At 44.5% G+C, this 22,847-nt stretch carries 25 protein-coding genes; 17 read left to right on the top strand and 8 right to left on the bottom strand.

Annotated features, from left to right (window positions below):
- Nucleotides 1-39 precede the first annotated feature (39 nt).
- Nucleotides 40-1,212 (top strand): GNAT family N-acetyltransferase/peptidase C39 family protein, encoded by a 1,173-nt coding sequence (locus tag ACHUFN_RS03470; RefSeq protein ID WP_394221041.1) that lies wholly within the window; start codon nucleotides 40-42, stop codon nucleotides 1,210-1,212.
- 47 nt (nucleotides 1,213-1,259) lie between these two features.
- Here ACHUFN_RS03470 and ACHUFN_RS03465 read toward each other — a convergent pair whose 3' ends face one another.
- The 3 genes from ACHUFN_RS03465 to bioA form a co-directional block, all read right to left on the bottom strand.
- On the bottom strand, nucleotides 1,260-1,541 hold the full coding sequence (locus ACHUFN_RS03465; protein WP_394220905.1) for a hypothetical protein: 282 nt from the start codon (nucleotides 1,539-1,541) through the stop codon (nucleotides 1,260-1,262).
- Nucleotides 1,542-2,071: 530 nt separating this feature from the next.
- Nucleotides 2,072-2,593 (bottom strand): DUF2937 family protein, encoded by a 522-nt coding sequence (locus ACHUFN_RS03460; protein WP_394220904.1) that lies wholly within the window; start codon nucleotides 2,591-2,593, stop codon nucleotides 2,072-2,074.
- Nucleotides 2,594-2,755: 162 nt separating this feature from the next.
- Complete coding sequence (gene bioA, locus ACHUFN_RS03455; protein ID WP_394220903.1) at nucleotides 2,756-4,021, bottom strand: adenosylmethionine--8-amino-7-oxononanoate transaminase; 1,266 nt, start codon at nucleotides 4,019-4,021, stop codon at nucleotides 2,756-2,758.
- A gap of 98 nt (nucleotides 4,022-4,119) precedes the next feature.
- Here bioA and bioB point away from each other — a divergent pair, with 98 nt between their 5' ends.
- From bioB to bioD, 4 genes are read left to right on the top strand one after another with little or no spacing between them, the layout of a single operon-like run.
- The gene (gene bioB, locus ACHUFN_RS03450; RefSeq protein WP_394220902.1) at nucleotides 4,120-5,244 is read left to right on the top strand and encodes a biotin synthase BioB; all 1,125 of its coding nucleotides are present in this window, start codon (nucleotides 4,120-4,122) and stop codon (nucleotides 5,242-5,244) included.
- The gene (locus ACHUFN_RS03445; RefSeq protein WP_394220901.1) at nucleotides 5,244-6,575 is read left to right on the top strand and encodes an aminotransferase class I/II-fold pyridoxal phosphate-dependent enzyme; all 1,332 of its coding nucleotides are present in this window, start codon (nucleotides 5,244-5,246) and stop codon (nucleotides 6,573-6,575) included. Before bioB ends, ACHUFN_RS03445 begins: the two co-directional genes overlap by 1 nt.
- Nucleotides 6,576-6,598: 23 nt before the next feature.
- The gene (locus ACHUFN_RS03440) at nucleotides 6,599-7,462 is read left to right on the top strand and encodes a methyltransferase domain-containing protein (protein WP_394220900.1); all 864 of its coding nucleotides are present in this window, start codon (nucleotides 6,599-6,601) and stop codon (nucleotides 7,460-7,462) included.
- A complete protein-coding gene (gene bioD, locus ACHUFN_RS03435; protein WP_394220899.1) occupies nucleotides 7,459-8,175 on the top strand; it encodes a dethiobiotin synthase in 717 nt (238 codons plus the stop codon). The genes ACHUFN_RS03440 and bioD overlap by 4 nt, the downstream gene beginning before the upstream one ends.
- Here the strand turns inward: bioD and pepE are convergent.
- Nucleotides 8,146-8,868, bottom strand: a complete 723-nt coding sequence (pepE, locus tag ACHUFN_RS03430) for a dipeptidase PepE (protein ID WP_394220898.1) — start codon at nucleotides 8,866-8,868, stop codon at nucleotides 8,146-8,148. The genes bioD and pepE overlap by 30 nt on opposite strands.
- Nucleotides 8,869-8,961: 93 nt before the next feature.
- Between pepE and ACHUFN_RS03425 the strand changes: the two genes are divergently transcribed.
- From ACHUFN_RS03425 to ACHUFN_RS03380, 10 genes are all read left to right on the top strand, one after another.
- Nucleotides 8,962-9,435 (top strand): low molecular weight protein-tyrosine-phosphatase, encoded by a 474-nt coding sequence (locus tag ACHUFN_RS03425; protein ID WP_394220897.1) that lies wholly within the window; start codon nucleotides 8,962-8,964, stop codon nucleotides 9,433-9,435.
- A 41-nt stretch (nucleotides 9,436-9,476) separates the two neighbouring features.
- Nucleotides 9,477-10,448 (top strand): FecCD family ABC transporter permease, encoded by a 972-nt coding sequence (locus tag ACHUFN_RS03420; RefSeq protein ID WP_394220896.1) that lies wholly within the window; start codon nucleotides 9,477-9,479, stop codon nucleotides 10,446-10,448.
- Nucleotides 10,449-10,452: 4 nt separating this feature from the next.
- Nucleotides 10,453-11,394: an ATP-binding cassette domain-containing protein gene (locus ACHUFN_RS03415; protein WP_394220895.1), complete on the top strand. Its 942-nt coding sequence runs from the start codon at nucleotides 10,453-10,455 to the stop codon at nucleotides 11,392-11,394.
- A gap of 178 nt (nucleotides 11,395-11,572) precedes the next feature.
- A complete protein-coding gene (locus ACHUFN_RS03410) occupies nucleotides 11,573-12,916 on the top strand; it encodes a class II 3-deoxy-7-phosphoheptulonate synthase (protein WP_394220894.1) in 1,344 nt (447 codons plus the stop codon).
- Between the two features lie 131 nt (nucleotides 12,917-13,047).
- Nucleotides 13,048-13,533 (top strand): DUF4118 domain-containing protein, encoded by a 486-nt coding sequence (locus tag ACHUFN_RS03405; protein WP_394220893.1) that lies wholly within the window; start codon nucleotides 13,048-13,050, stop codon nucleotides 13,531-13,533.
- A 19-nt stretch (nucleotides 13,534-13,552) separates the two neighbouring features.
- Complete coding sequence (locus ACHUFN_RS03400; RefSeq protein ID WP_394220892.1) at nucleotides 13,553-14,053, top strand: sensor histidine kinase; 501 nt, start codon at nucleotides 13,553-13,555, stop codon at nucleotides 14,051-14,053.
- Nucleotides 14,050-14,217, top strand: coding sequence for a response regulator (locus tag ACHUFN_RS03395; protein WP_394220891.1), 168 nt, complete (start codon nucleotides 14,050-14,052; stop codon nucleotides 14,215-14,217). Before ACHUFN_RS03400 ends, ACHUFN_RS03395 begins: the two co-directional genes overlap by 4 nt.
- Nucleotides 14,218-14,223: 6 nt before the next feature.
- Nucleotides 14,224-14,505 (top strand): winged helix-turn-helix domain-containing protein, encoded by a 282-nt coding sequence (locus tag ACHUFN_RS03390; RefSeq protein ID WP_394221040.1) that lies wholly within the window; start codon nucleotides 14,224-14,226, stop codon nucleotides 14,503-14,505.
- Nucleotides 14,505-15,161 carry a potassium channel family protein gene (locus ACHUFN_RS03385; protein ID WP_394220890.1) on the top strand — a complete coding sequence of 219 codons (657 nt, stop codon included), beginning with the start codon at nucleotides 14,505-14,507 and terminating at the stop codon, nucleotides 15,159-15,161. The genes ACHUFN_RS03390 and ACHUFN_RS03385 overlap by 1 nt, the downstream gene beginning before the upstream one ends.
- Nucleotides 15,158-16,522: a TrkH family potassium uptake protein gene (locus tag ACHUFN_RS03380; RefSeq protein WP_394220889.1), complete on the top strand. Its 1,365-nt coding sequence runs from the start codon at nucleotides 15,158-15,160 to the stop codon at nucleotides 16,520-16,522. Before ACHUFN_RS03385 ends, ACHUFN_RS03380 begins: the two co-directional genes overlap by 4 nt.
- Here ACHUFN_RS03380 and ACHUFN_RS03375 read toward each other — a convergent pair.
- From ACHUFN_RS03375 to ACHUFN_RS03365, 3 genes are all read right to left on the bottom strand, one after another.
- Complete coding sequence (locus ACHUFN_RS03375) at nucleotides 16,519-16,842, bottom strand: hypothetical protein (protein ID WP_394220888.1); 324 nt, start codon at nucleotides 16,840-16,842, stop codon at nucleotides 16,519-16,521. The genes ACHUFN_RS03380 and ACHUFN_RS03375 overlap by 4 nt on opposite strands.
- 80 nt (nucleotides 16,843-16,922) lie before the next feature.
- Nucleotides 16,923-17,138, bottom strand: a complete 216-nt coding sequence (locus tag ACHUFN_RS03370) for a DUF3820 family protein (protein WP_394220887.1) — start codon at nucleotides 17,136-17,138, stop codon at nucleotides 16,923-16,925.
- A gap of 3 nt (nucleotides 17,139-17,141) precedes the next feature.
- Nucleotides 17,142-18,959 carry an ABCB family ABC transporter ATP-binding protein/permease gene (locus ACHUFN_RS03365; RefSeq protein WP_394220886.1) on the bottom strand — a complete coding sequence of 606 codons (1,818 nt, stop codon included), beginning with the start codon at nucleotides 18,957-18,959 and terminating at the stop codon, nucleotides 17,142-17,144.
- A gap of 327 nt (nucleotides 18,960-19,286) precedes the next feature.
- Between ACHUFN_RS03365 and moaA the strand changes: the two genes are divergently transcribed.
- Complete coding sequence (gene moaA, locus ACHUFN_RS03360; protein WP_394220885.1) at nucleotides 19,287-20,255, top strand: GTP 3',8-cyclase MoaA; 969 nt, start codon at nucleotides 19,287-19,289, stop codon at nucleotides 20,253-20,255.
- 132 nt (nucleotides 20,256-20,387) lie between these two features.
- Nucleotides 20,388-20,915: a GNAT family N-acetyltransferase gene (locus ACHUFN_RS03355; protein WP_394220884.1), complete on the top strand. Its 528-nt coding sequence runs from the start codon at nucleotides 20,388-20,390 to the stop codon at nucleotides 20,913-20,915.
- A gap of 40 nt (nucleotides 20,916-20,955) precedes the next feature.
- On the opposite strand, the gene ACHUFN_RS03350 is transcribed toward ACHUFN_RS03355, so the two are convergent.
- Nucleotides 20,956-22,578: a response regulator gene (locus ACHUFN_RS03350; RefSeq protein ID WP_394220883.1), complete on the bottom strand. Its 1,623-nt coding sequence runs from the start codon at nucleotides 22,576-22,578 to the stop codon at nucleotides 20,956-20,958.
- Nucleotides 22,579-22,847 lie beyond the last annotated feature (269 nt).

Genomic DNA, 22,847 nt, shown 5'->3' with positions numbered 1-22,847 from the left:
AGCACAAGCAGTTTGAATAGAGATAAATCGACAACATCTATGCCAGAAGACTCCATGGTGTCTTCAATGAAAGCGAATGTTGTGTTGCGGGTGGCAACGATGCAGGATTTAGCATCGTTACAGCATATTGAGCAAACCTGCTTCACAACGGACAGGCTAAGCAAAAGCCGCTTTAAGTTTTATATTGAGGCGCAGCATGCAGAGCTTATCGTAGCCGAGCGAGAGCCATCGGCTTTGGATTCCAAACAGGATATGGCCAAGCCAACTGTGAATATCATTGTGGGCTATGGTCTGTTGCTACTTCGTCGCGGAACGCAGCTGACTCGATTGTACTCTATTGCTGTATTGCCTGAGGCTCGAGGGCTAGGCGTTGCTGAAAAGCTCATTAACAGCTTGGGGGAGCGGGCGCTGTTGCGGGGAAAGCGATTTATGCGTCTGGAAGTGGCAGTAGATAATGCTGGCGCAATAGCCCTTTACAAAAAATTAGGGTTTAGTCAGTTCGGTATGTATACCGATTATTATGATGATCACACTGACGCGCTGCGCATGCAAAAAGTGTTAGTGCCGAGCAAGTCAGTAAAACCTGAAATTTATCCTTGGTATCAGCAAACCACCGATTTCACATGTGGCCCTTCGGCGCTCATGATGGCAATGTGTGCGCTGAATAATCGTTTTGAGATGACCCAAGAAAAAGAACTATCGCTGTGGCGCACTGCTACTACGATATTCATGATGTCGGGGCACGGTGGGTGTCACCCGGTGGGGTTGGCGCTTGCCGCAGTGAACGAGGGATATGCAGCGAAAGTGGTCATTAATCAAGATGTTCCGCTGTTTGTAGACGGCGTGCGTGATGCCAACAAGAAAGCGATTGTTGAAAATGTCGAGTCGCAATTTATGGCAGAAGCCCGCAACAAAGGCATTTCTGTTGAAATAACAGACTGGCGCGTTGATACTATTGACCAAACGCTAAAAGCTGGCGGTGCAGTTCTTTGCTTAATCAGCACGTACGCTTTTGATAAGAAAAAAGTGCCGCACTGGGTAGCTGTTACAAGCTGTGATGCACATTGCTATTACTTGCACGACCCAGATGCAAGTGAGGGGCAGCCTGTTGAGTATCAACACATTCCGGTCGCCCGCGAAGACTTTTTAAGGCTTGCCAGCTATGGCACGCGCAAAGTAAGGACACTTGTGCTTCTAAAAAAGAAAAAGTAACTCGTTTTTTAAACTAGGGGGAAGGCAAAACTAAATGCCGTCACCCCCTAGTGATGAATTTGGGTTACATTCACTTTTTTATTCAGTGTTTTGAGCTTATTCACCAACTGAGATAGTTCTTTGACTGAGCCTGAATAATTGATGTGCTTATTCATCTCCTGACCTTTTACTGCACTTTTATAAAGCGCGTCGCTTTCAAAGCATACAGTTTGCTCATTCAACGTTTTCCACTCAGCTTTCAGGTCACTTGGAATACAATGGCGTTTTGCAATAATTTTGTCTTTTATTTGCAACACTTTCCCAATTAACAATTGTGCATCTGTTGGCATAATAATCACTCCTGTATAACATTTTGAGAGTAAGTGGCTGTTTCTAAGTGTCTTTTTAATCTTGGAGATTAATTTAGACTAAAACAAGCTACTTTTAATAACAACTCTCGCTTTAAGTGTTGCAGCAAAGGTGCCAACTCGTAAAAGCACGGCCGTAGATTATGTAAAATGTTAGTCGGGCAGAACGCCAAACAATAGGAAAATTGGCTATGGCACTTCGTTAGTTGACGTCATAAAAAGAAAGACAGCACAAAGCTAGGCGGAGCGGCAAACATTTTTTGGTGGGTTAAATAGCCTTAAAACAATTGCTTAAAATACCCGCGGCTTTTAAACCGTGGTAACAAATTTTATCGAGAGAGAAGTGGGCTGTGTACGCTGCAGAATTTCTGGGCGGCTTATATCATTAGCATATTGGAAAAATTAAGTTTTTAGGTTAAGTGAGAAGTAAGGCCGCAAATGTTTAAAAAAGCAAAAAACGGCTACTTTTCATCGGTACAACGCGCGTAGTGTAAAGGTTTTCGACAATAGGGTTACTTGTAAGAGTAACGCTTGGGTTTGTCTTTAATTTTCTTTACCTGACAATAGCAAAAATGCGGGGTCCAAATTAATAGATTAAGTAAAATAGCGGTGACAAGACTAAAAACAACAGACGAAGGCGTTAAAGGCACTGACGGTCTAAAGTTATCTAGTACCCGCTTGAGCGTTTCATATTGAGAAGGCGAGGCCATAAAAACTAACTTTTCGAAATAATGGCCGTGCTCTAGCTTCCTCATGCCTTGTTCTAGCGTAGTGATTTGGGCAAATCGAGACGCTTTCATTGATGCATTCTCGCGCACCACGGGTTCGCTGTTTTCTTGTAAACTTTCAAGCATAGCTTCCACCGAAGAAAACCCATGTTGTTTGGCAAGTGCCGAAGAGCTCGACACTTCGTCTCTTAGTGCGTCGTAGTAGCCGCTAAGGTATTGACGATAGTGATCCGCCAAAATGGGGACTTGTAGTGTAATGATAAACAAAACTGCAAACACAACTTTATCTAAAACACGTACAATCATTTAAAACTCGCTATAAAAACTAATGTTAATGACCCACTTCAACGTTCACGTCTGACGCTTTATCCAAACTGATTTATATAAACGGCGCTTGAACGTTAACTTCATCTTTTTTGACACATTTAATTGGAGGTAAGCAAATACTTAGCGTAACAACCTCTCTAGCTATTTCAAGGCCGTGTAAATTGCATGAGTCAGCTTACTTAACTGCTCGGAAGATATGATGTACGGAGGCATAATGTATACCAATTTCCCGAATGGCCGTATCCACACGCCTTGTTTCACAAAATGGCGTTGAATTTCGGCAACATTGACGGGATTGACCGTCTCGACCACCCCAATAGCACCTAACACCCTAACATCCGCAACACGTGGTAAGTCTGCACATTTTGCTAACTCAGTTTGTAATTGTTTCTCTATGGCAGGAATTTGCTGCTGCCATTGGTTTTCATTAATCAGCGACAAGCTAGCATTAGCCACTGCACAAGCTAGTGGGTTGCCCATATAGGTCGGGCCGTGCATAAAAACGCCAGGCTCACCTTGGCACACGCCAAGCGCCACATCTTCTGTACACAAGGTTGCCGCAAGCGTCATGTAGCCGCCGGTGATAGCTTTGCCTAAACACATGATGTCTGGCGAAATACCTGCATGTTCACACGCGAATAGTTTACCCGTGCGACCAAAACCGGTGGCAATTTCATCGCAAATTAACAGTACATCGTAGGTATCGCAAAGCTGGCGACAGCGCTTCAGATACTCAGGGTGATAAATACGCATGCCTCCAGCGCCTTGAACAATCGGTTCTAAAATAAGCGCAGCCATGGTGTGGTGATGCTTTTCGAAAATTTCCTCTAGTGGCAGAATATCATCTTCGCTGAAGGTCTGGCCGAAGCGTGTTTGAGGCGCTGGTGCAAAAATTTGCTTACTCAATACGCCCTCAAACAAACTGTGCATTCCATTTACAGGGTCACACACGCTCATGGCGGCGAAGGTATCACCATGATAGCCATTGCGCGGTGCAACAATGCGCGACTTTTCAAGGCGCCCTTGGCATGCCCAATACTGAATAGCCATTTTTATTGCCACTTCAACTGACACTGACCCTGAGTCTGCCAGGAACACGCGCTCTAGGCCTGCCGGCACCATGTTAAGCAGTGTTCTGCACACGTCAATTGCTGGCTGATGGGTAATACCGCCAAACATAACATGTGAAAACGCGTCGAGCTGTTTGTGCGCAGCCTCATTGAGTACAGGGTGGTTATAGCCATGAATAGCCGCCCACCAGCTAGACATGCCATCTATCAATACTTCAGCGCTTGCCAAAGTAAGCTCGACACCTTTTGCACCGGTAACTTCATAGCAGGGAAGAGGGTTAACGGCTGAGGTATAAGGGTGCCAAATGTGTTGTTTATCAAATTCTATATTGTTCACAAAATAACCGCTAGTAAATGTTTGTAATTGGTCAGAGTTGACAACTCGATATTGGGGCATAGACTAAGCCAGCAATAATAATTAGTAAAGGACAGTCAATGACACTGGCTTACGCGCCTTCTGCGCAAACGACAACTATTCGAAACGATTGGACCAAAGCTGAAGTAGAGGCTTTGTTCGCCATGCCATTTAACGATTTACTGTTTGATGCCCAAGTAGTGCATAGACAGCACTTTAATCCGAATGAAGTGCAAGTAAGCACACTTTTGTCGATTAAAACGGGTGCGTGCCCTGAAGACTGCAAATACTGCCCACAGAGCGCCCGCTACGATACTGGTCTTGAAAAAGAACGCCTTTTGGAAATTGAAAAGGTGATTCAGCGTGCAAAAGAAGCGAAGCAAGTAGGGTCAACGCGTTTTTGTATGGGCGCTGCATGGCGCAACCCGCGTGACAGAGATATGCCTTACATTCTTAAAATGGTTGAAGAGGTGAAAAGCTTAGGGTTAGAAACCTGTATGACGCTGGGCATGTTAACGCGAGATCAAGCCGTTGCTCTTAAACAGGCGGGCCTTGATTATTACAACCATAACTTAGATACATCTCCTGAGTTTTATGGTGATATTATCACTACCCGAACCTATCAAGATCGCTTAAACACACTAGAAAACGTGCGAGCGGCAGGCATGAACGTGTGCTCTGGCGGTATTGTTGGTATGGGCGAAACGGTAAGTGATCGCGCCAGTATGTTGGTGCAGCTAGCTAACCTTCCCGAACAGCCGCAAAGCGTGCCTATTAATATGTTGGTAAAAGTTAAAGGTACGCCGTTAGATAGTGTAGAAGACTTAGATTATTTTGAGTTCATTCGCACTATTGCAGTTGCTCGTATCATGATGCCTAAGTCGCATGTGCGTTTGTCGGCGGGGCGAGAAGCAATGAACGAGCAGATGCAGGCGCTCTGTTTTATGGCAGGGGCAAACTCTATTTTCTATGGCTGCAAGCTGTTAACCACATCAAACCCTGATACCCATGAAGATGTCATGCTGTTCAAGAAGCTTGGTATAAATACCGAGCGCACTCGAGACTACTCTGACGAAGCGCATCAACAAGTACTAGAGGAAGAAATTGCTCAGCAACAAGAACAAGCCGACGACAGTAACGACTTGTTTATTGATGCAACCAAGCCTAAGGTAGCGCCAAAGAAACAGCATTTGACGGAGGCGTAATGGCCTTTACTTGGTTAGATGATAGGCTTAGCGAACGAGCCCAACAGGGCTTGTTGCGTCAGCGCCATTGCCAGCAGTACGAAAAAGACAACATTATTTGTATTAACGGTGAACATTACCTTAATTTTTCTAGCAATGACTACCTAGGCATGCGCCAGCATGAAGGGGTATTGCAAAGCTGGGTTGAGGGGCTTGCGCAATTTGGTGGTGGTAGCGGCGCCTCGCCTTTGGTTACGGGGCATACTCAGGCACATTTAGCACTTGAAGCTTATCTCGCTGATGGCCTCAATCGCGAGGCTGCTCTGTTGTTTAATTCTGGTTTTGCGGCAAATCAAGCTTTATGTATGGCGCTTTTCCCTCATACTTCACACTCATCAAGAGGGCATATCATTGCCGATAAGCTAATGCATGCGTCCTTTTTAGAAGGGGCGCAGTGCGTGTCTGACAGCGCCAAGCTTCGCCGCTTTAGGCATAACAGTCTTAGCCATCTAGAAAGCCTGTTAGAGAGCAGCTGCAATGGGCTAGCAGGTAACGCTGACTCTGATACCCATTCCTATACCCACACCCTCACCCAAAACCAAGATATTCTTATTGCCAGTGAAGGTGTATTTAGCATGGACGGTGATGTTGCGCCTAGTAAAGACATTGCTGAAATTGCCGCTAAATACAACGCGTGGTTTATGTTAGACGATGCGCACGGCATGGGCGTATTGGGCGATAACGGATTTGGAACAGCAGAAGCGCTTAACCTAAGCCAGCAACAGGTTCCAGTTGTAATGGGGACATTTGGTAAAGCGGTCGGCACGGCAGGTGCGTTTATCGCCGGAAGCCAAACCTTGATTGATTACTTAGTGAATTTTTCTAAGCACTACGTGTATTCCACAGCCTTACCGCCAGCCCAAGCCGTGGCAACCTTGTATTCACTTACGCACATAGCAAGCGACACGGCACGTCGCGAAACGCTTAATCAAACTATTGCCTATTTCAGAGAGTCGTTTCACCAACGTTTTGGACAGACACTCAGCGTGAATGAAGAAAGTGGCGGAGCAAGTGGCATTACCTTGGGGCTTTCACAAAGCGCGATACAGCCCGTTATAGTGGGCAGCCCAGAACGAGCCGTTGCCCTTAGTGAAGGGTTAAAGCAGCGAGGTATTTGGGTTACAGCCATTAGGCAGCCTACGGTGCCAAAAAACCAAGATAGGCTTCGAATTACGCTTACCGCAAACCACACAACCCAAGATATAGATGTACTGCTCGACGCCCTCGAACTTTCACTTAGTAAAATGGATGTGGACTTGACGCAGCGTTCTTCTGATAAAAACGACATATAAAAAGTTAAACACGAGATATAAAAATGTCACACAGCCCTGTTAAACCGATAAGCTCGCTTGCGCCAATAAAACCGTTAAACGGCAACGCTGAATGTAATACGCCAGAAGGCTTTGTTCCTGTTACGGCAATAGATGAGCAAGACATTGCAAACCGGTTTTCTAAAGCGGCAGAAAAGTACAACAGCATTGCGTGCATTCAGCGAGTCATTGCCGAAAAAGCGTTGGCAAATTTGTCTCAGGCATTGCAAGACGAAGCGCTTGATATTGGTTGTGGCACAGGCATTCATACACAGGCTTTGTTCGAGAAAGGCGCGTATGCCACCGGAGTGGATATTGCCGCGGGCATGCTAGCGCAGGCGCGAAAAAAGTACTCTGACCTCAATTTTATACAGGGGAGTGTGCTTGATTTGCCGTTTGCTGATAAACGGTTTGATACGGTGTTTTCGTCTATGGCGCTGCAGTGGGTGAGCGATACAAGCCTTGCTGCCAAACAGGTAGCGCGGGTGCTCAACAATGGCGGCGTTGCAGAGCTTGCTATCATGGTAGATGGTTCATTCAACGAGCTTAAAACCGCGCGCAAAGTGGCGCAGCTTCCGCAAGCGGAAACCTGCATGCCAACGGCGATGCAGTGGATAAACGCCTTCAAGCACGCAGGGCTGTCTTTGCAGCGAGTTATCACTAAAGACTATGTCGATACCCACACTAATATTATGTCGCTATTACACTCTGTGAAAGGAGTAGGAGCAGGGGAGACAGGACGCAAGCAACCAACGCTAACGCGCAGAGATATCAAAAAGCTAGCCATGGCTTACAGTAATATTAATGGGGTAGAAAGTAAGTTACCGCTTACCTACCGCGTTTGTCATTTTAGATTGGAAAAGCGATGAAACAGTATTTCGTAACCGGTACCGACACTGAAGTGGGTAAAACCTATGTCACCTGCCAACTACTCCACGCCGCCCAAAAAGCGTCGTTGACTGCAATTGGCTATAAACCCATTGCCGCAGGTTGCGACTTAGTGAACGATGAATGGGTGAACGAAGATGCGCTTAATATCCAAAAAGCGAGCGCCAAGTTGGGTTCAAATAAAGACAGTGGCCACTCACTTCCTCTACATCAAATAAATCCAATTGCACTTAAACCGGCAATTGCCCCGCATATAGCCGCGCTTGAAGAGGGAGTGACTTTAACGTTTGATAAAATTGCTCAGGGTCTTGCTGCACTTAATGAATATCAGCCAGATCTGTTATTGATGGAAGGGGCCGGTGGTTGGCGCTTGCCGCTCACTGTCGGTGACGAATATACGCCTACGCATTATCTTTCCGATGTAGTGAAAGCGTTAAATATGGATGTGATTTTAGTTGTGGGTATGCGTTTAGGGTGTTTAAACCATGCATTGCTTAGTGCAGAAGCTATTCGCGCAGATGGGCTGACCATAAAAGGATGGGTCGCAAATGACATTACAGGCAACATGTCGCGATACCAAGAAAATCTGTATTCGCTTAAAGCCATGTTGCCTGAACCACTATTGGCGGAAATTCCTTACCAGTCTGAACCTTGTGCCGAGACGTTATTCAACGCTATTCAACAGTTGCGTTAAGTCATCGCCTGAACGAATAGGCGTTTTGCTTTCGCCGAGAAAGATGAAACCGTCTTTCTCGCCAACTAAGGTAAGCTGATTGTCCGTAAGGCGAAGGGCCGTGCCTTCACGTATAGCCACCACTGGCGTAGTTGGATTTAACGTGGTGAACTCAGCTAAGCGTTGATCGCGCGTTTCACCGTTATGACCTGGCGGCTGATAATCAGTGTAATGCGGGTTTAGCTGGAACGGCATGATATCTAGCGCATCAAAACTTGGCGGCTCGATAATAGGCATATCGTTAGTGGTTCTAATTGACTGACCGCAAATGTTCGAACCAGCGCTCCAGCCAATATAAGGGGTGCAATCAGCAATGGCATGTTTCATTGGCACGATAAGCGCATTGGCGTATAGCTTGGACAATAGGTGAAACGTGTTACCGCCACCAACCACAATGGCTTGGCCGTTTTTCTTGGCGTTATTCACTGCTGCTACAGGGTCTTCGTAGGCATGCAACCCAGTAACATTGCACTCTGGTAGTGCCGTGGCAACAGCATCAACATAGCTATCGTACGACTGCGTAACGGCAGCGTAGGGAACAAATAGAAGGTCGCGAATTTCGCCTAAGTGTGCAAAAATAAGCGCTCTAGCGTGTTCTAAGTAGGCTTCGTCACCTTGACGAGAGCTGCTTAGCATAAGTACGTGTGCGGTCATACTAACTCCACAATTTTTCTGACGGCGTATCATACGTGAAACTAGGCATAAAGTTTAGTCACACTCCGTCATAGCGTTAAAATAGGATTTTGAATGAAACAATCTATATCGGTGTTGTTCGTGTGTTTGGGTAATATTTGTCGTTCTCCAACCGCAGAAGCCGTGTTTAAGCACAAAGCTGCGCAGGCAGGGCTAGATATTGAAATAGATTCTGCGGGTACTCATGGTTACCACATCGGCAACCCGCCAGATAAGCGTTCACAAGCAGCTGGGTTGGAACGAGGTTATAGTTTCAAAGGACTAAAATGCCGCCGTGTAGATGAAAGCGACTTCGAGCGGTTTGATTTTATATTGGCGATGGATAACAGTAACCTTGCCAATTTACACGGTATGTCGCCAAGCCAATATCATGACAAAATTAAGTTATTCCTCGACTTTGCTGAAACAGAAGAAAAAGAAGTGCCAGACCCATATTATGGGGGCAAGCGCGGCTTTGAACTGGTGTTAGACTTAATTGAAGAAGCATCAGACGGTTTAATTACACATATCAAACAAGCTCGCCAATAATAAGCGGAGTTTGCATTGAAAACACACGTTGAGAACTTACGTTGACTAAACGCGCGGCCTTCACCTGGGTGATTTTCACTGTACTCTTTTCGTTTTTAATCGGAGTAATGGGGATCATCGGAGCGACAGGCCTTTCTGACACGGCTGCCGAATTGAAGCAGCACATCATTGTTCAACTTCAAATACCGCTTATTCTTACCGCGTGTTTAGTAGGAGCAGCACTTTCTGTCAGCGGCGCAACCTTGCAGGTTGTACTGCGAAATCCACTTGCCGACCCAGGAATTATCGGCATCACCAGTGGGGCCAGTTTGGTCGCTGCTTTATTGCTGCTATTAACGCCTCAGTGGGCATCGGCTTACTTGCATTACCTGCTGCCTTTGGGCTGCTTTGTTGGCGCACTACTGTCAACCTTTATAATTTATCGCTTGGCTAGAAAGCTTCTTGGCTCTTCCACCGCCGTTATATTGGCTGGTATCGCAATATCGACGCTGAGCGGCGCCATCATTGCGTGGCTATATATGTTTAGCGACGCCAACGCCCTTCGTAACCTTACATTCTGGCTAATGGGCAGCTTGTATCAAACTAATTGGTTGATTTTGTCAGTGGGAGGGCCGCTGATAGCCATTGCTGTGGGAATTCAGCTTTATTTTTCAGGCGATTTAAATAAGCTTTATGCCGGAGAGTTTGCAGCAAAAAGCAGTGGGGTGGATGTAGAAAAGCTAACTGAACGCGCGTTAATTGTATGTGCAGTTGCTGTGGGAACGGCGGTTTCTATGGCGGGGTCTATCGCCTTTGTTGGGTTGTTAGTACCCCATATTTTACGCTTACTTATAGGGCACAACAATCGCTACCTGTTGCCGCTAAGCGCATTAAGCGGCGCAAGCCTTTTGATGCTTGTGGCGTTAAGCTCTGAAATGACCCGCGCAATTACACTGCCAGTTTCAATGGTTACTGCAACGCTCGGCGGACCGTTACTTATTTGGGCACTTGCGAAAGGTCAAATTAGAGGGTGAGTGTATGACGTTGCGAAATTCTTATTCAAAGCTTGCTCATTTAAAGCCTCCTCATTCAAAGCCTCAGCAGTCAACCTTGGAGAGTGGTAATGCCGGGGTTGAAAAGCACGATAGCGAAAACGTCAGCCGTAAACTGAATCAAAATCAGCGATTCAGCGAAACAGGTAATTTTACTAACAGTCAAACCGTGTTAAGCATTCAAAATGTAAAGGTCGCATCACGACTTTGTGTGGAAAGTTTAAGCGCAGAAAAAGGCGAATGTATTCACATTATTGGTCCAAATGGTGCAGGGAAGTCAACGTTATTGCTTACCCTGGCCGGGCTTATTGAAGCCGATGCGGGTGAGGTTGAACTGCATGGTAAGTCAATGAGCAGTTGGTCGCTGGCAACGCTTGCAGGTGTTCGCACCTTGTTAGCACAACAAAGCGAAAGTGCTTTTCACTTGTCGGTAAAAGAGTACCTAAGCTTCTATACAACGGCGCAACAAGGCTCACTGATTCCTGAGCTTTTGGAAAAGGCACTTGAGGTGTCTGAATTCTTAAACAAGATCCTTACTCAGCTTTCTGGCGGCGAGCGTCAGCGGGTGGAAATTTGTCGTTCGCTACTGCAAATTTGGCCGCAGCTAGAGCGAGGGGAAGGCATAGCTTTTCTTGACGAGCCACTGCAAGGCCTTGATATTCGCCATCAGTATGCCCTTGCCAGCTTAGCGAAGGCCCTTTGTAATAAGGGAAACACAGTGCTTATGACCTCTCACGATATCGGCTTAAGCGCCAACTATTGCGACAGCTTATGGCTAATGCAAAACGGTCGCATGGTTGCGAGCGGCGCGCCGCAAAATGTCGCTACCCAAACAAATCTTGAAAATGTGTTTGAATGCCATTTCGCTATAAGCAAGCACGATAACTTTCTAGAAATTCAAGTTTGCGCCCCTATTTCCCTAGAATAAATGTGGTAAAGTGCCAGCACATTTAATATAGATTCAAATTTTTTACACTAGACTGATTATAAAAAGCGCAGCAGTTTTTCTATAAAGCGCACTACAGTCTTGCTGTTTGAAGCTACGCGCTTCAATTAAATACTTTCAGTAAAACGTTTGCCCTACGTTTTTTATCAGGAGAATACCGTTGAATAATTGGCAAGTAGACAGTTGGAGAAGTAAACCTATTCTTCAGCAACCAGAGTACGACGATAAAGTACGATTAAAAGAAGTAGAGCAAACACTAGGTTCTTACCCTCCACTAGTATTCGCGGCCGAAGCCCGTGAACTGAGACGCCAGCTTGGCGAAGTAAGCCTCGGTAAAGGTTTTCTTTTACAGGGCGGTGACTGCGCAGAGTCGTTTGACGAGTTTAACGCACCTAAAATTCGCGATACGTTCAAAGTCATTCTTCAAATGGCCATTGTGCTTACCTTTGCTGGCCGTTGCCCGGTGACCAAAGTGGCGCGTATGGCTGGCCAATATGCTAAGCCTCGTTCATCAGATTTTGAAACCCGCGACGGCGTGACACTGCCAAGTTATCGCGGTGATATCATCAATAACTTTGAGTTCACACAAGCCGCTCGTCGACCAGACCCAGATCGCTTGTTAGAAGCGTACCACCGCAGTGCGTCAACGTTGAACTTACTTCGCGCATTTGCCCAAGGTGGTTTGGCTGACCTTCACGAGGTAAATCGCTGGAACATGGCGTTTGTTGAAAATAGCCCGCTTAAAGAACGCTATTCTGATATGGCGAACCGCATTCAAGACACCCTTGAATTTATGGATGTAATCGGCATTAATGCCCAGACCAGCTCTACGCTGCATGAAACGTCGCTGTTTACTTCACATGAAGCATTACTACTAAACTACGAGCAAGCGTTAACGCGTGTTGATACGCTTACTGGCAAGCCTTACGACTGTTCGGCCCACATGGTGTGGATTGGCGAGCGTACTCGTCAGCTAGATCACGCTCACGTTGAGTTCTTCCGTGGCATTCACAACCCAATTGGCGTTAAAGTAGGGCCAAGCATGCAAGAAGACGAGCTTATTCGTTTGATTGATACACTAAACCCGCTGAACGACCCAGGTCGCTTAACGCTAATTACACGAATGGGGGCTGACAACTTGGCAGACAACTTACCGCGCTTACTTCGCAAAGTGAAAGCGGAAGGCCGTCACGTTGTGTGGAGTTCAGACCCAATGCACGGTAATACATTTTCGGCGTCTAGCGGCTATAAAACGCGTAACTTCGATGCAATTTTGAAAGAAATAAAACAATTCTTCCAAGCCCATGAGTCAGAAGGAACGCACGCAGGTGGTATTCACCTTGAAATGACTGGCCAGCATGTAACTGAGTGTACGGGTGGTGCTTATAAAATAAGTGATGAAGACCTAGCGCAAGCATATAAAACACAATGCGACCCACGTCTTAATGCAGACCAAGTGCTTGAAATGGCATTCCTTGTAGCGGACCATCTGCGTAACGCATAACGCCAAAAACTTGCGTAGTATAAATACAAAAAGCGGCATCAATTTGATGCCGCTTTTTTTACCTAATTTTTACGCGTTTATTTTTTATTTGGTTGGTATGCTCAGACAATCGAAGTTTGAGATGATGCCATATGACTCAATTAAAATACGGCTTGTATGCACTGCTCATCATGGAAGTGGCTATTTTGGGCTGTTTAGCGCTTAGTAATTGGTTTTTACCCCTTGGGGGAATTTTACTTATACTTCAATTAGCGTGCGCTATTGTTGTGCTTACCACGTCGCGCTTTTTCGGCATTGTAGCTGGGCTTGCTGGTGCTCTTAGCTTTCATTATTGTTTTACCGACCCACTGTATTCTTTCCAAATTGAACGGGTTGAGGACAGCATAAATTTCGTTGTTTTTATTATCGTTGCAATTCTCATTAGTGAACTGGCGGTATATGTGAACGCTCAGCAGTACGCGCTTCACGTTGTTAAAACGCAGTCGAGCGTTTTACGTTCGGTATCACACGACCTACGAACGCCTCTATCAACCATTATTGGTTCTGTTGAAACCTATACGACTTACCAAAATAAGCTTGATGAAGTTAAGAGGCAGGCGCTATTAAAAGGGGCATGATGAAGGTAAGCGGCTATATGTGTATATCGAGAACTTACTTCAAGCAACGCGAATAGAGCACAATGCGTTAGCACTTAATCTTACAAATATAAACCTAGATACGTTTTTAAATTCCCTTGAAAACCGTTTGAGCAATTCGCGTTTAAAAATAGAAAATAACTGTACACAGCCAAATCTGTTTATTTCTGAATCTCTTTTCGAGCAAGCGCTGTATAACATTATCGACAATGCCCTAAAGTTCAGCGAACAGGACGTCATAGTAAACGTTCGCAATACCGAAGAGGGCGTAGCATTTAGCGTTGCCGACAAAGGTGTAGGGCTGGATGACGCACAAATTCGTAAGCCTTTTCAGCTTTTTCAGACGACTCGTAAGCGCGACAGTGGAAAGGGCGGGATTGGCCCTAGGGTTAAGTGTTGCCGCTGGCATTGTGAGCGCACACAAAGGCGCTATAGAGCTTGTAAATACCAAGCCAGGGTTATTGGTCAACATTACAGTTTCTATGAGGTCGTAGCGCAATGAGCCAGACTATTTTGATAGTTGAAGACGATATGAACATTCGAAAGATGCTTAATATCGCACTAGGAGCCGAAGGATTTTATTGCGTTGATGCTTCAACGGTTCGAGACGCTATTTCCATGTTTAACCGACACTATCCCAGCCTAAAAGAAAGGTTGGCAATATAGCGTTAGATATTTAACGAACGAGAGCTTGTTATTAATGGTCACACCATTGCGCTTGCACCTAAAGAAGTTCAGCTACTCGATGAGCTTACAAAGCATCCTGGTGCGTTTGTGAGTCAGCAAGAATTGCTTAGAAGAATTTGGGGCATTCACCATAGTGAAAATACGCACTATATTCGAATTCTTGTAAGGCAACTGAGAAAGAAAATAGATGTGTTTGATAAGGGGGTAATTGAAACCATGCCTAAACAAGGTTATCGATTAATTGTTGATGTAGCGGAGGATAATTAATGTCGCATTTTAGTGTAATTGGGCTGGGTAAATTTGGCTTAACAGCTAGCTTGGAATTAATTCATATGGGGCACACGGTTACAGGCATTGATAAAAGTGAGAAGCTGGTTGAACAATACGCCGGTGAATTTACTCAGTGTGTAGCGTGTGATGCCAGCGATGAAAGAGCGCTCAAAGAATTGAACTTGTGCCAAAGCGATGCGGTGCTGGTGGCTATCGGGGAAGATATGCAAGCGAGTTTAATGTGCACATTAGCCCTTAAAAATTTAGGTGTTAGTGATATTTGGGTAAAAGCAAATTGTTCAGCGCATCATGCCATTTTATCAAAATTAGGTGTTTCAAAAATTATCCACCCAGAAGAAGAAATGGGGGCTAGGGTAGCTCAAGCGCTTAACTACCCTATGGTTAACGACTATCTAGGTATAGGCCATGGTATCTATATAGTTGACGTAATCTTAGTCGATAATTTCCCAACGCAACCTATCAGTGAACTATTGTCGGTGAGTAAGGGGCAGGTTTCCTGCTTGCTTGTGATGCGAGGCAGTCAACTTCATCACAACCCGTCCCCAAACTTTGAAATCAAACCAAAAGATACCATTATTCTTTGTGGTCAAAGAGAGCAACTTGTAAAAATAGCGCCTAGGTTGTTGCCATGAATAAGTGGGATCCGGCATATAGACCTATTGAGCGCTCACCCAAAGGAATCAATAAAATTCAGGTTGGCCCACCGCTTATTTTGTCTCTGAGTTTTATTACAGTCATTTTGGTTGGCACCTTAGTGCTTAAACTTCCGATGATGACACATGAACCTATTTCCTGGGTTCAGAGTTTATTTACGGCAACGTCTGCGGTAACTGTAACTGGGCTTGTTGTTGTAGATACTGGCACCGCATTCACCACGGTAGGGCAGGCAATAATCGCTATTCTAATACAGCTTGGCGGCTTAGGTTTGATGACGTTTGCAATCGTAACGCTTATTGCCCTAGGCAGCAAAATAAGCTTTCTACAGCAGTCGGCGGTGAAAGAGGCGTTCAACCAAACCGACCTTTCAACGTTGGTATCTACGGCCAAGTCGGTACTGATCTTTGCTTTTTTTATCGAGCTAATAGGCTTTAGCATACTGTCGCTTTATTGGATGCAAGAAAAAGACGTGGGGGAAGCGTTATTCCACGCGTTCTTTTATACCATATCGGCGTTTAACAATGCAGGTTTTGCATTAAGCAGTGATAGTTTGTCAGGCTATGTTGGCGACCCAATAATAAACATTACAATTTCGGCTTTGTTTATTATCGGTGGGCTTGGTTTTTCTGTTTGGATTGAATTACGCAAAAAGCGCAAATGGCAATTGATATCGGTGTACGCGAAAACCATGGTTTTAGGTACGCTCATTGTTAACGTAACTGCCTTTTTTCTTATTTTCCTCATTGAAAGCGATAATCCTGCAACGCTGGCAAACCTTGATACTCAAACGGCGTTGTGGGCATCTTGGTTTCAAGCGGTAACACCGAGAACCGCGGGCTTCAATACGTTAGATATTGCGTCACTAGAAGACCCAACTACGGCAATAATGTTGTTACTCATGTTCATCGGCGGCGGCTCTATGAGTACAGCAAGCGGTATAAAACTAATGACATTTATTGTATTGCTTATTGCTGCGTACAATTATATTCAGCGAGGTTCTGCGCCTAGACTGTTTGGTGAAACAATCTCAAGAGATACAATCAGTAAAGCACTCGCGCTTACGATGATTTCTATTGGGATTACGTGGATAGCGATTTTCTTGTTATTAATTACCGAGAACGCTGACTTTCTAGATATAGTGTTTGAAGCTGTTTCAGCGCTCGGCACCGTTGGGCTTTCACGTGGGCTTACCGGCGAACTGTCAAAAGCGGGTGAGTGGGTAATTATTCTGCTTATGTATGCAGGCAGGCTTGGCCCTTTAACGTTGGCTTATTTTATTGCTAGCCCCCGAATTAGTCGTATCAAATATTCAGAGGCAAAGTTAGCCATTGGCTAGCTTTCCAGCGAAGCAGCACGTTCCTCTTCGCTTAGGATACCTGTGAATATGGTTTCTCTTCTTAAATTGGCTGTACGCTCGTCGTCAGCCAGTAGGAGCGCTTTAAATACTTTGGGCTCGCTTTTGGCTTCTAAAATGCCCTGCCACAAAAGATAGCTGCCATAACGCATCATGTTGTTCTGGTAGCATTGCTCTAGCGTATCTTCAGCAAGGGTAAACAGCTCTGGACGTGACAATAACTTATCTGCCATAGCACTGTGTATTTTTTTGATTCGTTCGTTTACGTCGCTACGACGTAACTTTCGTGGTCTTGCAAACATGTTTTCTTTATTTAGCTTCTATTGATAGTGGGAACAAAACGTCCATGAAAAAAGGTAACACAAATTGAGTTACTAAGCGTTTAATCGTCATCTAAGAGTGGCGCTACAACCGACTCCAATCCGTTAAGCTTTATTTCGTACATAAGTGCGAGCTGTTCACCCAGTTTGTTTTCTGGAAAGCCTTGCTTGTGAAACCAAACCAAATACGGCTCTGGCAGGTGGAACAAACGCCTTCCCGCGTACTTTCCAAATGGCATAACTTGGTTAATGGCTGATTTTATTTGGGTGGCGTCCATCTATCAAATACCTGCGGGGTTGTGCTCTATACCATTGCCGTCGTTTTCACGCTGCTGCGCTTGCCATAACGTGGCATATTCACCCTCTTGCTCTAACAAGGAGGTGTGTGTCCCTTCTTCTACTATGGTACCGTTTTTGAGTACCAGTATTTTATCAGCATCAACAATAGTAGAAAGTCTATGGGCTATCACTAAGCTTGTATGGCCTTTCGCTGCATCACGAAGGGCAGACAATATAGCGCGTTCTGACGTGCTATCTAGAGAACTAGTGGCTTCGTCAAAAATCATAATAGGCGCACCTTTAAGTAGTGCCCTTGCTATTGAAACACGCTGCTTTTCTCCGCCAGAAAGCTTAAGGCCGCGCTCCCCAACTGTAGTATCTAGCTTATCAGGCAGGCTGTTTACAAATGCTTCTAGGTGGGCAAGTTTTAATACGTGTTTTATATCGTCGTCTGTCGCATCTGGGTTGCCGTAGCGTATGTTTTCCAGCAATGTCGTGTTAAAAAGCACGGTGTCTTGCGGCACTATTCCAATATGAGCGCGCAAACTTTGTTGAGTGAGCGATGCGATGTTTTTTCCGTCTATTGTGATGCTGCCTTCGGTGGGCTCATAAAAACGAAAAAGTAGCTTCATTAGTGTCGATTTACCTGCGCCACTTTCACCAACTACGGCAACCTTCGCACCTGGTGGTACGTCGAAACTTAGGCCGTTTAGAATTTTTCGGTTCTCGTTGTATGAAAAGTGAATGTTCTGAAAGCGAAGTGCCGGATTTAGGCATGTTAACTCAGTGGCATTATCTGCATCTTTAATAGCCGGGGTTTGAGCTAACAGTTCAAACAGTTTGTCGATGTTAGCAAGGCTTCCTCTAATTTCTCGGTAAACAAAGCCTAAAAAATTGAGTGGCATAAATATTTGCATAGTAAAGGCGTTGATAAGCACGAAGTCACCAATAGTCATCTCGCCATTTATTACGCCAAATGCGGCATTTGCCATCATGGATGTCATGGCTATGGCGATAATAGCGGCTTGTCCGCCATTTAATGCAAATAATGATAAACGGTTTTTTCTTCTCGCTTTTTCCCATTTTGCTAAATCAGTGTCATAGCGATTGGCTTCAAACGCTTCATTGTTGAAATACTTCACGGTTTCAAAGTTGAGAAGGCTATCAACAGCCCGAGAGTTAGTGGTGGAGTCGGCTTCATTCATTTGGGTGACAAATCGGGTACGCCAATCGGTAGCTTTCATCGAAAAGCCTATGTAAGCCACTACACTAACTACTACGATTAATGCGAAAGAAACGCCAAATTGAAATAACAGCAACCCAACAACTAGCGCAATTTCTAAAAGGGTGGGGACGATGTTAAAAACCATAAAACGCATTAGAAAACTAACGCCGTTTGTTCCCCGTTCAATGTCACGAGAAAGCCCGCCAGTTCGTCGGTTTAAATGAAAGCCTAAATCGAGGTTGTGTAAGTGTTTAAACACTTTCAAGCCAAGTCTACGCATGGCGCGTTCGGTTACTCTACCAAATAACGTATCGCGAACTTCACCAAGTAAAACGTTCAGTAAACGCAGAGTACCGTACGCAACAATTAAGCTAATAGGAACAGCTAAAGCTAGCGTAGTGAGGTCTCCATTCAAACTATCTACGGTATATTTCAGTACATAAGGAAGACCAATGCTTGCCAGTTTTGCTGCCACCAAACACAGTAACGCTAGAAAAACGCGATGTTTAAATTCAAGGAGATAGGGCCAAAGCTGCGAGAGAACCTGCCATTTCACAGGTTCATCCGGGCTAGTGGGAAATCGGTTTTTTCTCATTTTTATAGTGTGCTTTATTGTTTATAACGTTGGTGATAAGGCGGCGTAGATTAATTGAATATAAAAGCGCCAGCGCCATTTAACAGGCAAATTCAAATCTGCCATAGTATAGTGATATTTGCCCCTGGGTGTACGTATTGAAATTACTTAGAGATTAAATTGGTCTTATTTATAGCAACGAATATGTTTAATTATCCTGTTGCGGGGCGTAGACTAGGAGCAGTGTTATTTAGTTACTATGTTGTTCATAAAATAGATTTAGACATCTGCTCGCAAGATAAAAAATAACACACATTCCATTAAGCAGGTAAGGGGTAAGGAGTTAATTTGTTACAAGATAGTTTCGGTAGACAGTTTCACTATTTGCGTTTGTCAGTGACCGAAGCGTGTAATTTTCGCTGCCAGTATTGCTTGCCTGACGGTTATGAAGGCCCGTCTAGCGATCAGTTTATGACGCTAAGTGAAATTGATACTCTACTTAAAGCGTTTGCCAAACTAGGCACTTCAAAAGTGCGGCTAACAGGCGGGGAGCCTACGCTGCGAAGAGATTTTCTTGATATCTTGCGACTCACCAGTAGTACACCTGGCATCGAGCGTGTGGCGATGACCACGCATGGTGCGCGTATGGAAAAATTTGCGCACCAATGGAAAGAAGCCGGGCTTCACCAAGTTAACGTTAGCATAGATAGTTTAGACCCTCGCCAATTTGCAGCAATTACTGGGCAAGACAAGCTAAAGGCAGTACTTCGAGGGTTAGATGCGGCAATTGATGCCGACCTTGATGTAAAAGTGAACTCAGTTTTACTTAACGACTTTTCTGATAGTCGATTACACCGCTTTCTTACTTGGCTTAAAGATATGCCAGTCACGCTTCGGTTTATTGAGTTAATGGAAACAGGCAATTTAAATCAGTTTTTCAATAAACAACATCAAAGCGGTACGCCTTTAAAAACGACGTTGTTAGAGATGGGCTGGCAGCCATTAATACGCAGGAAAGACGCAGGCCCTGCACAGGAGTTTTATCACCCTGATTATGCTGGAAAGATTGGGTTGATCATGCCTTATAGTAAAGATTTTTGTAAAACGTGTAATCGCCTTCGCGTCTCTGCACCCGGCAAATTGCACCTTTGCTTGTTTAGTGAAAATGGTATCGACATGAGGCACCTTCTTGCCAATGGGAACGTTGATGAAGTTGTTGCGTTTTTGCAAGAAGTGCTGGGCCAAAAACATGAAACCCATTATTTACATGAAGGTAAAACAGGCGCTACCAAGCATCTTGCGATGCTAGGTGGCTAACGAAGAATTCAAGATTGGTCTGCATTAAGGAAAATGTGGGTGAATTAATGCACCGAATTAGTTTGGTTTGTTGTAAAAATGAGCTATATTCAGCGGTGTAGTAAAATAAAATAATAACGATAAAGGAAGTAAATGCATATCAAGGACAGTGCGCGTCTTTCCTACCATTACATCACCGAACAAGACGCTGACTTTTTATGGGAGCTCGACCAAGACGAGCTTGTAATGAAGTATATAAACGGTGGAAAAAAGTCTTCAAAAGAAGATGTTCGCGATATCTTTGTTCCACGTTTTCAAGCTTACTCCAACCCGGCTTTAGGCTGGGGCTTGTGGCGCGTGGAAACATTGGCCGACAAAGAAAGTATTGGGTGGATTTTAGTTCGCCCCTTTGGCTTCTTTACCCAAGATCCAGAGAGTGACAATATGGAGCTAGGGTGGCGTTTCAAGCGTCATACGTGGGGCAAAGGCTATGCCACTGAGGCCGCAAGTACAGTAAAGGAAGCGCTGTACGATATAGGTGTTGAGAAGTTTTCTGCAATTGCGAATCCGCAAAACAGTGCGTCTATTAACATTATGAAAAAGCTAGGTATGACGTTTAGCCACGAGTTGGAATACAAAGATAAGCTTTATCACGAAACCGTAGTGGTTTATACAAACTAGGTATGAACTCAGGCGTTAAGTCGCTCTTTATTAGAGAGCGTCACTCGCTTTTAAGAATGCTTTTCACGTTTTCGTAACGAGACCTCTGTTCGTCAGATAATATTGCTGTTTCTAGAATCTCACGGCACTTCTTAACTTCGGTAAGCGCACTGGGAACCCTTTGTGCCCCTGTTTTTCTTGCTCTAACGATCGCTTGTAAATAGTTGAGTGCGATAGAGGGGTTTTTAGGCATTACTCGAAATGCGTGAGAAAACGTAGTGTAGGACTGTTCAAGGTTACCCTGTTTGTACTGTGCAACAGCGGTGTTATTTAGCACTTTAGGGCTGAGCGTAATTGCCTCTTTTTCCGCTTTTTCTTGTTTAAGGTAAGTAGCCATTAGGTTTAAATCGTCATGCTCTTCATCCTGTCTTGATGAAATAGCATCTAAGATAGCAATGGATTCCTTTTTCATTCCAATTTCATGAAGCGCTTTGGCTCTGTCTAACAAGGCTTCTGTTGAATGGTGCTGAGCATGGTCTGTGTGGAAGTCAGATAGCAGCATTTGTGCTTTAGCTGTGTCGTCTTTCAAATAGTGCAGACGCGCATCTATAACCGTCAATTCATCATTTAAAGCGGCTTTGGGATGAGCTTTTTTTAACTGCCTTAAATATTCATTGGTTTGCTTTACAATATTGTTTACGTGCTCAGGTTCGGATGTCATTGCAAAATCAACGCCCGCTCGGGCAGCGGTTAGATAAATTTCAGGTTTATCATGAATAGAATCTTTAGCATAGCGCACTACCTTTTTGGCACTAGCAAACTGGCTTTCGTAATCATGAGTAATGCGGGCTAAATTAATTGCCATCATGTGTCTTGGAATGTTTTGTGGGGATATATCACACGCAAGCGTTGTGCATTCTAAGGCGTCATCGAAGGCAGATTGTTTAATTTGCAGCTTGGTTAAAAGGTCGTATGCTTCTAGTGCTGAATCGGGGCGCATAGCTAGTTGAATTATTTCGCGCTCTGCATCATCAAATTCGTTAAGTGCAAGAAGGCTTTTTGCAATTCCCATTTTTGCCCAGCCAAAATCTTGAACGTTAATAATCGACTCGAAAAAAGCGACCGCTTCACGAAACCTTTCGGTAATAATAAATAAGTCGCCTTTTATTTTCATTGCTAGTGGGAAATGCTCGGCAAACTCTGGCTGCAACAAAAAATATTCAACCTCAGCAAGTGCTTTTTCATAGTCTTCTTTATCCATGAAAGCATATACGTTTCTCAGCGCTTTCTTTCTTGATAAAACTCTAGATAGCCGTCTGTCTAACTCGTTCACCGAAAAAGGCTTTGCTATAAATTCATCGGGCTGTAATTCAATAATTGCGTGTACAACTTCTGCTGAAGTATCTGCGCTGGTAAAGATGAATGCACTGGTAAGAGGAAGAGCGTGAGATTCGTTTAGCTGTTCAAGTAAAAAATATCCGCCTTGTTCAGAGCGTAAATTGTATGAGCAAATGATGGCGTCATAATCGTGCTCTTGCAAAGCAGATAAAGCATGGGACGGTCGGTCGACATAATCCATATTCTTGAAACCTAATTGCTCAAGCGCATAGTGCATGTGACTTTTTGCAAGCACCTGATCTTCAGCAATCAACAACTTAGTATCTCTAGCTAAGTGTAGTTTCATCGAATGGCAGCCTCTGTGTCATGAGAATTCTCACTTTTACTTACCTTATCATGGTATGTACGACCTAAGTATAGTTCTTTATGGAGACTATCGCATAATACAGTTGCTTTGTGGCTAAATTGAAACGTTAAGCTGTATGAGTATTTAAGCTACGTTTCGACGTTCGAACTGTTTTAAGGCGCATTCTGAATACTAGCGTATTAAAAAGCTTTTATTAATCAGCTGAAGTTTTGTTAATGATTTAGCGTTTGAGAAAAGAAGAAGTGGTG

Origin of the sequence: Alteromonas gracilis (assembly GCF_043642145.1) — a bacterium.
GTDB classification, from domain to species: Bacteria; Pseudomonadota; Gammaproteobacteria; order Enterobacterales; family Alteromonadaceae; genus Alteromonas; species Alteromonas gracilis_B.
Note: the sequence above shows the minus strand (reverse complement) of the source record. Positions and strands in the feature narration are given on the sequence as shown.